A 13,109-nucleotide genomic window follows, 5' to 3' on the forward strand; every position below is an offset into this window, starting at 1 on the left:
CGGTATTGTTATATTCATACCGACTTGGGGGACTTAACATGAACGTGGAAACCGCCTACCGCTGGCGCAAGCAACTGGTCTGGGGCCTGGCCCTGATCATCGCCGGCACCGTCATCCTGCTGGCGCAGATGGACGTGCTGGACATCGACCTCAATCCCGCGCACTTCTGGCGCTACTGGCCTTGGCTGGTGGTCATCAGCGGCATCACCAAAATCATCCCACCGACGAGCTCACGCCGCTTCACTGAAGGCTGGTGGGAGATCTTCTTTGCCGGCTGGTGGTATGTCTCCTTCAATCACCTGTGGGGCCTGGGCTTCGGCGAGACCTGGCCGGCGCTGCTGGTGGCCTGGGGCGTCGGCATGATGCTGCGCCCACTGCTGGACAATATCTTCCCGCCGCAGCATAAGGAGCAAGCATGAATACCCGCAGCCGCCGCGAGCGCAATCCTCGCAATCCCGCCACGCAGATGTTCATCGGCCTGTTCGTCATCGGCATCGGCCTGCTGTTCCTGCTCGATAATCTGGGCTGGCTGGATCTCGACCTGCGGGTCCACATCCTGCCCACCATCCTGATCGGCGCCGGCATCCTCAAAGTGCTGCAGACCCGCACCCAGTCCGGCATGGTGGTTGGCGGCGTGATGATCGTGATCGGCTGTCTGATCATGCTGAAGTCCATGGGCTGGCTGGACATCGACTGGCGCAGCGTCTGGCCGCTGTTGATGATAGGCGCTGGCGTGGCCGTCATCTTCCGCGCCAAGCAAGGCCCGACGCAGTTGGACCAGCCTTTCGGCCCGCTGGAGAAAACCAGCGACGAAGCGGCGATCAACTGCACCGCCATTCTCGGCGGCTTCAAGCGCCGCATCACCACGCCGGATTTCCGTGGTGGCGAAATCACCGCCATCATGGGCGGCTGTGAGCTGGACCTGCGCCAGTCGTCGATTGAAAACGAGGCGGTGCTGAATGTATTCGCGCTGTGCGGCGGCATCAGCGTCAAAGTGCCGATCGACTGGACCGTGGTGCTGGAAGGGACGCCGATCATGGGCGGCTTCGAAGAGAAGACCGTACCGCCGGCCATCCACAACAAACGCCTGATCCTGCGCGGCTACGTCATCATGGGCGGTCTGGAAGTGCGTAACTGATGCAGGAGTTGTCGACCCGGCGCGGTCTGGCGATCTACCTGCTGGCGTGGCTGTTCGTCGGCTGCGCGCTGGGCGGCGTGATCTCCCTGGCCAGCGACACGCCGCTGGCGAATGCCATGCTGTTCGCGATTCCGATGAATCTGGAGTATGCGTTTGCCGCCGGTTACTCGGCCTACTACCTGTGCCGCGCCTATCCGCTGGGCAGCCGGCGCGGCGGCGCCATCGCGGTGGTGCTGACCATGGCGGCGATGGTGTCGGGCTTTCTGTGGCTGATTATCGGGAATCTGTGGAACGCGCTTTGCCTGCTGCCCGGCGTGGCCTGGAGCGGGATCGACATCACGCCGCAGCTGTCGGTATTGGTGGTGGTGCTGGGCGTACTGCTGTACGGTTTTGCGGCGGCGGTGCATTATCTGCTGACCGAATTCGTGCGCGCCAAGAACGCAGAGCAGCGCGAGCTGGAATCGCTGCTGATGGCACAGGAGGCCGAACTGCGCATGCTGCGCACCCAGATCGATCCGCACTTCCTGTTCAACAGCCTGAACTCGATCAGCGCGCTGACCTCGCAAGATCCCAAGGCGGCGCGCCGCATGACGCTGGAACTGGCCAGCTTCTTCCGTCAAAGCCTGGGCATGGAAGCGCACAAGAAGGTCACGCTGGGCGAGGAGATGGTGCTGATCCGGCACTTTCTGGCGATCGAACAGGTACGCTTTGGCGAGCGCCTGAAAGTGGAAGAGGAGATCGGGGAGGGCGCGGCCGCCTGCCTGGTGCCGCCGATGATTATCCAGCCGCTGGTGGAAAACGCCGTCAAGCACGGCATCTGCAATATGCCGGAGGGCGGTACCATCCGCATCAGCGCGCGTCGCGCCGGGTCGATTTTGCAGATCAGCGTCGCCAATCCTGTCGACGAGGACATGGCGTCCATTCGTAGCGACGGCCATGGCATCGGCTTGACCAACGTGCGCCAGCGTCTGGCCGGCGCCTACAAACACGAAGCCGGCATCCACTGGGGGCGGCGCGACAACAGCTTTGGCGTGGACATCACAATGCCCGCACAAACGAGCGAACAGGGGGAGTAGAGCGATGCGTATCATCATCGTGGACGATGAAATGCTGGCGCGCGGCGTGGTGCGCGAATATCTGTCCGAACATGCGGACGTGGAGATCGTGGCCGAATGCGCCAACGGTTTCGAAGCGGTGAAGGCGATTACCGAACTGGCACCGGACCTGGTGTTCCTGGACATTCAAATGCCCAAGCTGGATGGGTTTGAAGTGGCCGAACTGGCTGGCGGCAAAACGCGCTACATCTTCGCCACCGCGTTTGACCAATATGCGATCAAGGCATTCGAATTTCATGCGCTGGACTATCTGCTCAAGCCTTTTAGCCAGCAGCGCTTCGATCAGGCGTTGGCGCATGCGCGCGCCAATCTCGGCGCCGGCGGCGAGGCGGTGGAAAAGATGGTGCGCGAAGCGGCCGGCCGCAACAAGCCGCTGGGCCGGGTGCTGATACGCGACGGCGCCAAAGTCCACGTCATCAACGCCGACCGCATCGAGCATATCGAAGCGCAGGACGACTATGTGCAGATCCGTTCGGACGGCAAATCCTATCTGAAGAACCAGCGCCTGTCGGAGCTGGAAGAGCAGCTGGACGGCGAGCAGTTCCTGCGCATCCACCGCTCGTGGATTGTGAATATCGCCTTTGTGGACCGCATCGAGCAGGCCACCAAGGATAGCCATGTCGCGGTGCTGAAAGACGGCGGCCGCGTCCCGATTAGCCGCAGCGGCTACCAGAAAATCCGTGCAGTCATCTCATAAGGAACGCTATGCCTCAAATCATTCTTGAAAATGGACCTGAGCAGGCCGTGATGGGCGCCGTCGTTGGCGGCCTGACGGCGTATAACGCCTCGCAATCGAATGGCGACACGCCCAATTATCTGGTGGTGTCGCTACGCGACGATGATGGCACTGTGCTCGGTGGCTTGATCGGCGCGACCTACCTGGGCTGGCTGCAAGTACAGGCAGTGTGGGTGTCGGACGCCTTGCGCGGCAGCGGCAGCGGCAGCGGGACGGCGCTGATGCGCGCGGCCGAGGAAGAGGCGGTGCGGCGCGGCTGCCCACGCGTGTTCCTCGAAACCCTGAGCTTCCAGGCGTTGCCGTTCTACGAAAAGCTGGGCTACCGTGTGCACAGCAGCCTGCCCGATTTCCCGCCGGGCGGCTGCCGTTATGCGCTGACCAAGCAGCTGGGCTAGTGGGGCGACGCCGAATACGGCTTATTGATTCGGCCGATGGCCGTAGCTGAGGGCGCGGGTCACTTGCCAGGCGCCGTCGCGCAGGCGCCAGACCATCGTGAACTCGGCGATGCCCTCGCATTTGCCTGTACCAAAATGGCAAAAGGTATGCGAGCCGGTGGTGATGGCGCCGAAATCCTTGACCGCCACCACCTTCAACGTACCCGGTACCAGCTGGCGGCTGTAATTGCCGCAGACGTATTTGCCGGTGTTGGCGATCATGGCGTCGCGGGTCCAGGTGACGCCACCGTTATCGTGATAGAACTCGACGTTGGGATCGAAGTAGCTGGCGTATTTGTCCAACTGCCCCGGCTTGTCGCAACTGTTGAAGGCATTGAACATCTCGGTATCGATGCGCGCCAGCGTGGCGGTGAGCGCGGCGTCATCCGCCGCATATGTGCTACTGGCAAAGGCAAACAGCAGGACTCCCCATTTCTTCATGACCGGCTCCGGATGATGGCGATAACGCCTATCTTACGCTACCGCGACATCAACGCGCCACCAGTTGGGTAGCAGCTCCTGAATTTCCGGCCGGCCGAAGCGATCGTCGATCAGGTAGACGGTGCCGCGGTCGGAGGTGGTGCGGATCACGCGGCCGGCCGCCTGCACCACTTTCTGCATGCCCGGATAGGTGTAGGTGTAATCGTAGCCGGCGCCGAAAATAGTCTCCATGCGCGCCCGTATCTGCTCGTTGACCGGATTGATTTGCGGCAGGCCGAGCGTGGCGACAAAGGCGCCGATCAGGCGCGCGCCCGGCAAGTCCACGCCCTCGCCAAACGAGCCTCCCAGCACAGCGAAGCCGATGCCTTCGCTGTCCAGCGTAAAGCGGTCCAGGAACTGCGCGCGCTCCGCCTCGTCCATGCGGCGCGACTGGCGCCACACCGGCACCTCCGGATACAGCTCGCTGAACTGGTTGGCCGCTTTTTCCATGTAATCGAAGCTGCTGAAGAAGGCCAGGTAATTGCCGCGCTGCGCCGCGTACTGTTTGCCCATTAGCTGCGCGATCGGCCGCAGCGATTGCTGACGGTGCGCGTAGCGGGTCGAGATATGCGCCGCCACCTGCACCGACAGCTGCTCCGCCACGAATGGCGATTCCACATCCACCCAGGCCGTGGTGTCCGGCATGCCCAGCATGTCGCCAAAGTAGTTCCAGGGACTGAGCGTGGCCGAGAACAGTGCGGTGGTGTGGGTGCTGTCAAAGCGCGGCTTCAGGTATGGCGCCGGCACGATATTGCGGATGCAGAGCACCGAATTGCTGTTGCTGGCGCGCGCGCCCGGCGCTTTCTCGATGTCGAACAGCGCATGGTCGGCAAAGCTCTCGGCCAGTCGCGCGAACATCAGCGCGTTGAAGTAAAAGCTTTGCAGGTCCGGCTCCACGTAACCCGGATGGTCGACCATGTAGTCGGAGATGGCGGTGGACGCGGTCTGCAAGGCGCCCATGAATTTTTCCGGCAGCTCGGCGTACGACTGGTATTCGGCCGTCTGGTCTTTCTCCAGCTGGTTCCACTGCTTGTGCACGCGCTCCAACGGTTTTTTCAGTTCGTCGGGGACGATCTTGCGCAGCAGGCGCAGGCTGTCGTGCTCCATGTCGGCCGAATACATTTTGCGCGCGCGCGACACCATATTGTGCGCCTCGTCCACCAGCACGTTGACCTTCCAGTCGTTGAGCTGCGCGAGGCTGTACAGCATGGCGCTGAGGTCGAAGTAGTAGTTGTAATCGCCGATGACGATGTCGCACCAGCGCGCCATCTCGCTGCCCAGGTAGTAGGGGCAGACGTTGTGGGCGAGGGCGATGGCGCGCAGCGTCTCGCGATCCAGTGACGGCGGCGCACTGCCCGCGCCAGCGGAGCCCGATGGCGCCATCACCGCCAGCGCCGACGCGCGCGCCGCCGGCAGCCGGTCGTAAAAGCCTTTGGCCAGCGGGCAGGATTCGCCGTGGCAGGTTTTGTCCGGATTGACGCAGGCGGTGCTCTTGGCCGCCAGCTCCAGCGTGCGTAGCGGCAGCAGCGGCGCGCCTTCGCGGATGATGTCCACCGCGTCCAGTGCCATCTGCCGGCCCGAGGTCTTGGCCGCCAAAAAGAAGATCTTGTCGACGCCATGGTCGGCGCTGGCCTTCAGCATCGGGAACAGGCTGCCGACGGTTTTGCCGATCCCGGTGGGTGCCTGCGCCAGCAGGCACACGCCGCGATTGCTGGCGCGGTACATCGCTTCCGCCAACTGGCGCTGGCCGGGACGGAAGTCGCCATACGGGAAGCGCATCGCCTTCAACTGCAGGTCGCGTTCGGCGCGGTGCGCCATCTCCTGCTGCGCCCAGTCGAGGAACAGGCCGCATTGCTGCTCAAAATAAGCTTGCAGCCCGGCCGCCGTATGGTCTTCGTGCAGCACGGTTTCCTTCTGGCTGCCGATGTCGAAGTAGACCAGCGCCAGACGGATCTTCTGCAATCCCTGGTCCTGACATAGCAGATGGCCGTAGATCTTCACCTGCGCCCAGTGCAGCGCGCGCTGGTTGTCCGGCATTTTCTTCAAGTCGCCGCGATAGGTTTTGACTTCTTCCAGCCGGTTGGCGCGGCTGTCGTAACCATCCGCACGGCCGCGCACGTGCAGCGGACCGAAATCGCCGGACAGCGCGATCTCGGTCAGGTAATCGTCATCGCGGCGCGAGGCCACCACCGCGTGGCCGGCGATGCCTTCCTGCGCCGTGGGCGAGGGCGTGAAGCGCAGATCGAGGTCGCCGGTCTTGGCGGTGAATTCGCACAGCGCGCGCACCGCGACGGTATAACGGGCGCCCTGCGTCATGCCGCCCACTGCAGATAGCAAACCGAGATCGGCATTTGATGCGCCGCGCAGTATTCAATCCAGCGCAGTTGGTTGTCCTGCAGGCGGTCGCCCGGACCTTTAACCTCGATCATGTTGTAGCGGCGCTCGGCCGGCCAGAACTGGATCAGGTCCGGAAAGCCGCTGCGGTTAGCCTTGATGTCGAGCAGGATGCGCTCGAAGGCGCGCTTCAGATGCAGCGGCGGAATGCAGTCCAGCGCCAGGTCCAGCAGCGCCTCGTCAATCGCCTCCCAGTACAGGAAGGGCGACTGGATGCCGTACTTGGCCGCGTAATTGGCGCGGATGGTGATGCGGTAGTCGCCGTCGTCCAGCTGCGCCAGCGCGTGCTGAAATTGCGCCGCGCGGCGGCGCTGGAAATCGGCGCTGTGCAAATCGGCCGGGCCGCGGTGATACGGATGGAAGAAGGCACCGGGGATCGGCGAAAACACCGCGTCCCAGCATAGCAGGCCGAACAGCGAATTTATCAGCGAATTCTCGACGTAGTAGACCGGCGCGTCGTCTCGGTGCAGATGGTCGCGCACCACGAACTCGACGTAATTGGCTTCGGCCGGCGGCGGCAAATTCAGGTCGATGCGCTCGGCCTGCGCCAGTGTCACCGGCGCAGGCTTGGCGTGGCCCAGCTTGCGCGCCAGACGCGGCGCCATGCGCAGCAATTGCTGGCGTTCGGCTTCGCTTTCCGGCGCCAGCAGCGCGGTTTGCAGCAGCTCGAACGCCTCGCGCGGCTGCTCGTTCTTTTCCAGCACGCGGATGGCGCGCGCGCGGGCGCCGGGATAATCGCAATCGGCATACAGCGCGTGGGCGGCCGACCAGTCGCCCAGCTTTTCCACGTGCTGGGCGATGGCAAACAGCAGCTTGGCGCGGCGGCTGCGCAGCCATTCGTTGTCCGCCGCGCACGGCGGCAGGTCGGCGATGACGGCGGCCGGCTCTTCGCCATCGGCAAAGCGCTCGTGACAGGCGTGCAGCGCGAGGAAATCGTCGATGTCGCGGCGGCTGCGGAAACCGCGCGCGGCCGGCGAGAACTCGACCTTTTCGTACTGGTAGATGCCGAGGTCGGACAGCACGAAATCGGTCCAGTCCTGATGGTAATTGCCGAAGAAGATGAGGCGCAGGCGGTCGCACAGCTCCTGCGTGCGGTTGCGGTAAGCATGGTCGCCGGAATTGGCATACCAGCCGGAGAATCGGTGCTCGCCGTCGAATTGCTCGCGCAGCGCTTCCAGTTGCTCGGCCTTGCGCAAGTGCTTGACGTGCGGTGCCAGCTGAAACACTTTGACGATTTCCGGCTTCTGCAGCAGGTCGAACAGTTCGTCCAGCGACAGCGGCGGATCTTCCTCGATCAGGCCGAGCTCGGCCAGCGGGCGTGCCGCTTCGTGGGTGCTGCCGATTTCCGCGTACACCAGCTTGCTGGCGCGGAACAGCGTACCCTTGCGCATCACCATGCGCACGAACAGCGCGCGCGAGGCTTGTGGCAGGGTAGGGAAGGCGGTCAGGAAAGCGCGTTCCTCGGTGGTCAGCAAATCGTCGTAGCGTTCGCTGATCCACGTCACTACCTGGTGAAAATTCTCCAGATAATAGAACGGATTTTCAAGAACCTTGATCATTGCAGCGGGGACGTAACGCGATTGACTGTATTTATATACAGTGTATCGCGTTACGCCCCGCTTGCACAGTTATTTCTTGGCTTTGGCCGGCGCGGCCTGGCTGACCAGGGCGTTGGCTTTGGCGATTTCAGCTTCCACCGCCTCCACCGCCTGTTTGGTGGCCTTGGTCACCTGCTCGTAACCGCTGAACGCGTTGTCGATCGCGGTTTTGACGATCTGCACCGCGTTTTCCGATCCTGGGCGGACGTTTTTGGTGACGTCATGGATCAGCGCGCTCAGATTATTCTTGGCTTCAACGACGTGGGCGTCGGCGGCGCGGGTGAACTCTTCGCGGATCTCAGCGATGATGTCGCCCAGTTGCTGGTGGTAGGCGGCGGCCCCGGCCACGCCCGGCTGGATCTGCTCCGCCGCCACCTGGATCGCGGCCTTGGGATCGCTGGCCCGGCTGATCTCCTTGCCGGCCGCCAGCCCGTCTTCCAGACTGGATTTGGCGGTGGCCAGATTGAGCGCGATCACCTGTTCCACGCCCTGGACCGTCTTGCTGGTCAGCGAGTTGAAGGTTTCAAGCTGGAATTCAAACAGTGCCTTGGTAGCAGTCGCGAATTGTTCGGGATTCGTAAACATACAGTCTCCTCATGGTAGATGTGGGATGCAGCTTGCAGCGATTCCGGTTCACCCGTGTTGTTATGAATTTTATTATCTAGTAACAATTAACTTTTCGCAACGGCCATCGCGAAAAGGGCCGTAGGCTTTTTCCCAGCCCGGTCCCAGCGGCGTTTGCGAGCACACCAGCGAGCCGTCCAGCTTGCTGCGCCATTTCCACCACGGCGCCGGTTCGGCATTCAGTCCACCGCAGTACACGGCCAAGATAAACAAGCAGCTACGAGCTTGCGGGATTTTTTGCCAATAATGGCACCATAACCTGGACACTTAAAGCCTCCGCTTTACTGGTGGGCTATCGATAACTCGCCTCGGCTCTGGGGGAGCAGGCGGGGGAGGTGGCTCGGGACGGTCATTTGTTGTCATGTACGTTGCTTCCCTGATTGCTTGGTTGTGGGCGTTTGACAATTTCAACTCCTTCGCGAATCTGGCGAGGTGGAGGCGGTGCTGGCGGCGGCGGCGGTTTAGTAACAGACATAACTTCCCCCTTGATGACTACGGGCTGCACTACTGTTATCTCCGTAGGTTTTCGTTTGTTAGCTTTGTCGAAGTCGCCGAAATAAAACACCAGAAACGCCGCGAAAGAGAAGGCTGCTGCGACAACAATGCAGATGTTCGTTTTGTGAATTCGTAATGAGCGGCTATCGTTGGCATCGGTATTCTTCGACGAATACTTAATATAGTAATCCATTATGTAATTTGTGAAGGCGGCTGAAGATAATTCGCCATCCGTTTCATAGGGAGCGAAGTGCCTGATAAGCTGCTGCCTGTATGCTTCGCTTTCCACTGCGGCCGGAAGAAAGAAGTACTCCGTTCCCATCCATGACTTAACGAAGAAGTACATAGCGGTTGCTAATGTCAAGGCGGCGAAACCAGAAAAGATAATAAATAGCGCCGCCAGCACAGACGTTTGGTGAGCGTAGTTTTGAACCAGAAACGCCAGTGCACCGATCAACGACACAATGAGCGTCAGCGGTGTCTGCAGGCGTGAATTCAGTTTTTCCCGCGCGTCGATCTCGTGGAAGTAGAGCTTTTCATAAAGTTGGAACAGCTCTTTTTTATCCATATCGGACGCCTAGACTAGTTGCTTGGCGCAGACGCGATTGCGGCCGCTGTTTTTCGCAGCGTACAACAAATCGTCGGCGGCGGCGATCATGTTGACGTGCGCGGTGTGGGTGGCGCTGGAGAAATCGACGCTGGCGACGCCAAAACTGGCGGTCACGGTGATGCGCTGGCCTTCGTGCTCGACCGGCGTCGAGGCCAGCGTCTGGCGCAGGCGCTCGGCCAGCAGTTCGCCGCCGGCCAGGTCGGTTTCCGGCAGGATCAGCAGGAATTCCTCACCGCCGTAGCGCACCACGCTGTCGATGCTGTCGCGCGTCATCGATTGCAGCAGCGCGGCGAAGCTTTTCAGCACGGCGTCGCCGCCGTAGTGGCCGTAGGTGTCGTTGACCACCTTGAAGTGGTCGAGGTCGCACATGATGACGGTCAGGCTCAGGCGGTAGCGCAGGGCGCGTGAGATTTCGGTTTCCAGCAGCTGTTCGTGCAAGTGGCGCCGGTTGTAGCAGCCGGTCAGCGGATCGCGTACCGACAGGTTTTTCAACACCATCTGCGCGCGGTATTCCTCGCGCCACAGGATCTGGTAGCGCCGCGCCGCCACGTAACCGAACAGATTGCACAGCGTCAGCAGCGCCGCCATGGTGCTCAGTTCCACCGTTTTCAGGTGGCCCAGCCACCACGCCAGCACAACAAACACGGCGGTCGAGACGGAGGCGATGCTGACCGCGTAGATCAGCCGGTTCGGAATGTAGATGTACAGGACAATCAGCACGATCGACATCGAGATCGCGTGCAGCGAGAATTCGTTGGGACGCAACGCGGCGATCATCAGGAAGCCGGCTGAGCCGGCCACCTCGACCACATTGGCCGCCAGCCGCGTGAACGGGATCGAGTCCTGGCGCCGCTTCAGCAGCCACAGGCAAACAAGGACGATAGCGGCCACCGCCATCCGCATCCCCAGCAGCAGGCAAGTGCGCAGCTCGTAGCCGACCCAGATCAGGTCGGTGACGGCAAAGCACAGGTAAAACAGCGCGCAAAACAGAAACGTCACCCGCAACTGCGCTTGCGTCATCGCCAGTTGATGTCGCAGAAAGGCCGTTTCCGTGTCGGCGTCACAAAACTCGCACCGCAGGGGCGCGACTTTGATTGTCCTGGACGGCGTGGGGTTGGGGGGCATGTCCGCAGTCTCCGCTGTGAAGCCGGCTGCTTGCCGGTCTGTTAGCTTTAATTATACGGCTGCAATAGTTGCGGAGCGGAAAAAACTTTGCGCCGGGCGCTACAGCGGCGCCACTTTGGGCAGGCGCAACATGAAGCTGGTGCCATGGCCGGGCGTGCTGGCGGCCTCGATCCGGCCGCCCAGCACGCCGGTGACGATGTTGTGTGTAATATACAAACCCAGCCCCGAACTGGCGCCCATGCGGGTGGTGAAGAAGGGATCATAAATCCTTGGCAAGTTTTCCAGCGCGATGCCGGCGCCGGTATCGCTGACATGGATGGCGATTTCGCCGTTGCCGCTGTCATGCACCGACAGCGTGATGCTGCCCGGCTGATGATTGCGCTGGGCGAAGCCGTGCACCAGGCTGTTGTTGATCAGATTCGACAGCACCTGTGCCAGCGGACCGGGATAGCTGTCCATCTCCAGCCAGTGCTCGACGTCCTCGATCAGCTCCAGATCGAGCTGGCGCAGCTGCGGCTGCACCGACTGCAGCAACTCGGCCACCACGTCGCCCAGCTTGAAGCGGCCGCGCGGACTGCTGCCGCCGTCGACGGCGATGCGTTTGAAGCTGTCGATCAGCGCGGCGGCGCGGTTCAGATTGCGCAGCATGACCTCGTCGGCGCTGGCGGCCTGCTCCAGATAGCTTTCCAGCACCGAGCGGCGCAGCCCGCCTTGCAGGTCGCGCCGCAGCGCGGCGGTGCGTTCGGCCATGCTGTCGGCCATCATCAGGCTGTTGCCGATCGGCGTGTTCAACTCGTGGGCGACACCAGCCACCAGTGCGCCCAGCGCCGCCAGCTTGTCGCGCCGTACCAGCTCCTCCTGGGTCATGCTGAGGTTGTCCAGCGCGGTGGTCAGCTCCTCGTTGATGTGTTCGGCTTCCTCCTTGGCGTGCAGCAGCTCGACGGTGCGGGCCGCCACCAATTCCTCCAGATGCTCGCGGTGGCGCTGCAATTCTTCCTCGCGCCGGGTGCGCACGATGGCGATGCCGGCCAGGTGGCTGGCGGTGCGGATCAGCTCGCGGTCCTCGGCGGTCGGTTCGCGCACGTCGGTGTAGTACATGGCAAACGAACCCAGCACGGTATCTTTGTCCAGCAGGATCGGCATCGACCAGCAGGCGCGCAGGCCGTAGTGGGCGGCGGCGTTGCGGTAGGCCGCCCACAGCGGATCGTTGAGGATGTCGCTGACGATCACGGTGTCTTTGCGGAACATGGCGGTGCCGCAGGAGCCAGCCGCCGGGCCGATCGGCAGGCCGATCAGCGCTTGCAGATAGTCCTGCGGCAGGCTGGGGCCGATGGTGTTGTGCACGGTCAGGCCATCGTGGTTGAGCAACATCACGCTGCAGTGGCCGCCATCCAGCTGGGCTTCGATCAGGCGCACCAGTTTGTCCAGCGTGTCGGACAGCGGGGCGCCGCTTGCGATCATTTCCAGCAGCGCGTTTTTGCCGTCGCGCAGCGCCGTGGCCAGCTTGCGGGCGGTGATGTCGGCCACCCGCACATGCATCAGCCGATGCTCGGCGGTGGTCAGCGGCACCAGCCGCAGTTCGCAGGCGATGGCGCGGCCGGAGCTGTGCTGCATGGTCATTTCGAACAACTGTGCCTGGCCCGCCATCACCTGTTCCACGTGGCTGGAAAACACTTGCGCGCTGGGTTGGCCATCCGGCTGCACTGGTGGGCACAGCGCCAGGAGGTCGCTCTGGACCAGTTCGGTCTCGGTAATGCCGAACAGCTGGCGCGTGCGGTGGTTGACGTCGAGGATGTGGTTGCTGCCGCGCTGCATCAGCAGGATGGCGTCCGGCGAACCGGCCAGCATGGTGTGGTAATTGACTTCCAGCGTGGCCATGGTCGGCACGCCGGCCAGCAGCGGCGCAGGCGTGATTACCTGCAGTTGCAGCAGGATTTTTTCGGCCAGATCTTCGGGTGTAAAGCTGAGCGGCAGGTAGGCGGCGGCGCCGGCTTCCTCGGCGCGCAGACGCTCTTCTTCACCCGGATGGGCGGATAGCAGGAACACCGGCAGCGGTCGCTCACCGGCCTGGCGCAGGCGCGGACACAGTTCCAGGCTGGCGCTGCCGGCCAGTGCCACATCCAGCAGCGCCAGCGCGACGTTGCCGCTGCGCACAGCCTTCAGCGCTTCGTCGCCACGGTGGACCTGTACCACGTCGAAATGGTGGTGCACGAGCATGCGCGCGAGTGCGCGCACGTCGTATGCCGCGCTGGCGGCAATCAGGATGGTGTGCGGCTGATCGGATGAGAACGGCGGCATCATATCTGGCTGGTGCGGCTCCGCAGTGCGGCTTGAAACCAGTTTATTACAATTTCTGCTCG

Annotated in this window: 12 protein-coding genes; 5 read left to right on the top strand and 7 right to left on the bottom strand. The window is 62.4% G+C overall.

Going from position 1 to position 13,109, the window contains the following annotated elements; translation table 11 throughout:
• The first annotated feature begins 38 nt into the window (after positions 1 to 38).
• Genes GJ699_RS00445 through GJ699_RS00465 form a run of 5 tightly spaced genes read left to right on the top strand, consistent with a single transcriptional unit; the run spans position 39 to position 3,384 of the window.
• Positions 39 to 419 (top strand): LiaF transmembrane domain-containing protein, encoded by a 381-nt coding sequence (locus GJ699_RS00445; RefSeq protein WP_154372051.1) that lies wholly within the window; start codon positions 39 to 41, stop codon positions 417 to 419.
• Positions 416 to 1,138, top strand: coding sequence for a LiaI-LiaF-like domain-containing protein (locus GJ699_RS00450; protein WP_229261871.1), 723 nt, complete (start codon positions 416 to 418; stop codon positions 1,136 to 1,138). Before GJ699_RS00445 ends, GJ699_RS00450 begins: the two co-directional genes overlap by 4 nt.
• A complete protein-coding gene (locus tag GJ699_RS00455) occupies positions 1,138 to 2,214 on the top strand; it encodes a sensor histidine kinase (protein WP_154372053.1) in 1,077 nt (358 codons plus the stop codon). Before GJ699_RS00450 ends, GJ699_RS00455 begins: the two co-directional genes overlap by 1 nt.
• Positions 2,215 to 2,218: 4 nt before the next feature.
• Positions 2,219 to 2,950: a LytR/AlgR family response regulator transcription factor gene (locus GJ699_RS00460; RefSeq protein ID WP_154372055.1), complete on the top strand. Its 732-nt coding sequence runs from the start codon at positions 2,219 to 2,221 to the stop codon at positions 2,948 to 2,950.
• A gap of 8 nt (positions 2,951 to 2,958) precedes the next feature.
• On the top strand, positions 2,959 to 3,384 hold the full coding sequence (locus GJ699_RS00465; RefSeq protein ID WP_154372057.1) for a GNAT family N-acetyltransferase: 426 nt from the start codon (positions 2,959 to 2,961) through the stop codon (positions 3,382 to 3,384).
• Positions 3,385 to 3,405: 21 nt separating this feature from the next.
• Here the strand turns inward: GJ699_RS00465 and GJ699_RS00470 are convergent, their stop codons facing one another.
• The 7 genes from GJ699_RS00470 to GJ699_RS00500 all read right to left on the bottom strand — a co-directional run bounded on the left by GJ699_RS00470 (position 3,406) and on the right by GJ699_RS00500 (position 13,050).
• Entirely contained in the window at positions 3,406 to 3,864 is a 459-nt protein-coding gene (locus GJ699_RS00470; RefSeq protein ID WP_154372059.1) for a nuclear transport factor 2 family protein, read from the bottom strand.
• Between the two features lie 33 nt (positions 3,865 to 3,897).
• On the bottom strand, positions 3,898 to 6,219 hold the full coding sequence (locus GJ699_RS00475) for an ATP-dependent DNA helicase (protein ID WP_154372061.1): 2,322 nt from the start codon (positions 6,217 to 6,219) through the stop codon (positions 3,898 to 3,900).
• The gene (locus GJ699_RS00480) at positions 6,216 to 7,856 is read right to left on the bottom strand and encodes a VRR-NUC domain-containing protein (protein ID WP_154372062.1); all 1,641 of its coding nucleotides are present in this window, start codon (positions 7,854 to 7,856) and stop codon (positions 6,216 to 6,218) included. The genes GJ699_RS00475 and GJ699_RS00480 overlap by 4 nt, the downstream gene beginning before the upstream one ends.
• Positions 7,857 to 7,925: 69 nt before the next feature.
• Positions 7,926 to 8,480 (bottom strand): phasin family protein, encoded by a 555-nt coding sequence (locus tag GJ699_RS00485; RefSeq protein WP_154372065.1) that lies wholly within the window; start codon positions 8,478 to 8,480, stop codon positions 7,926 to 7,928.
• A gap of 388 nt (positions 8,481 to 8,868) precedes the next feature.
• Positions 8,869 to 9,582 (bottom strand): hypothetical protein, encoded by a 714-nt coding sequence (locus tag GJ699_RS00490; protein WP_154372067.1) that lies wholly within the window; start codon positions 9,580 to 9,582, stop codon positions 8,869 to 8,871.
• Positions 9,583 to 9,591: 9 nt separating this feature from the next.
• Positions 9,592 to 10,623: a GGDEF domain-containing protein gene (locus GJ699_RS00495; RefSeq protein ID WP_371867403.1), complete on the bottom strand. Its 1,032-nt coding sequence runs from the start codon at positions 10,621 to 10,623 to the stop codon at positions 9,592 to 9,594.
• A 225-nt stretch (positions 10,624 to 10,848) separates the two neighbouring features.
• Positions 10,849 to 13,050: an ATP-binding protein gene (locus tag GJ699_RS00500; RefSeq protein ID WP_154372070.1), complete on the bottom strand. Its 2,202-nt coding sequence runs from the start codon at positions 13,048 to 13,050 to the stop codon at positions 10,849 to 10,851.
• Between the last annotated feature and the right edge of the window lie 59 nt (positions 13,051 to 13,109).

Source organism: Duganella guangzhouensis, assembly GCF_009674535.1.
Taxonomy (GTDB): Bacteria; Pseudomonadota; Gammaproteobacteria; order Burkholderiales; family Burkholderiaceae_D; genus Rugamonas; species Rugamonas guangzhouensis.

Excerpts from the sequence above, each read along its gene's own strand:
- GJ699_RS00445 (WP_154372051.1), top strand. The coding sequence starts at position 39 with ATGAACGTGGAAACCGCCTACCGCTGGCGCAAGCAACTGGTCTGGGGC.
- GJ699_RS00450 (WP_229261871.1), top strand. The coding sequence starts at position 416 with ATGAATACCCGCAGCCGCCGCGAGCGCAATCCTCGCAATCCCGCCACG.
- GJ699_RS00455 (WP_154372053.1), top strand. The coding sequence starts at position 1,138 with ATGCAGGAGTTGTCGACCCGGCGCGGTCTGGCGATCTACCTGCTGGCG.
- GJ699_RS00460 (WP_154372055.1), top strand. The coding sequence starts at position 2,219 with ATGCGTATCATCATCGTGGACGATGAAATGCTGGCGCGCGGCGTGGTG.
- GJ699_RS00465 (WP_154372057.1), top strand. The coding sequence starts at position 2,959 with ATGCCTCAAATCATTCTTGAAAATGGACCTGAGCAGGCCGTGATGGGC.
- GJ699_RS00470 (WP_154372059.1), bottom strand. The coding sequence starts at position 3,864 with ATGAAGAAATGGGGAGTCCTGCTGTTTGCCTTTGCCAGTAGCACATAT.
- GJ699_RS00475 (WP_154372061.1), bottom strand. The coding sequence starts at position 6,219 with ATGACGCAGGGCGCCCGTTATACCGTCGCGGTGCGCGCGCTGTGCGAA.
- GJ699_RS00480 (WP_154372062.1), bottom strand. The coding sequence starts at position 7,856 with ATGATCAAGGTTCTTGAAAATCCGTTCTATTATCTGGAGAATTTTCAC.
- GJ699_RS00485 (WP_154372065.1), bottom strand. The coding sequence starts at position 8,480 with ATGTTTACGAATCCCGAACAATTCGCGACTGCTACCAAGGCACTGTTT.
- GJ699_RS00490 (WP_154372067.1), bottom strand. The coding sequence starts at position 9,582 with ATGGATAAAAAAGAGCTGTTCCAACTTTATGAAAAGCTCTACTTCCAC.
- GJ699_RS00500 (WP_154372070.1), bottom strand. The coding sequence starts at position 13,050 with ATGATGCCGCCGTTCTCATCCGATCAGCCGCACACCATCCTGATTGCC.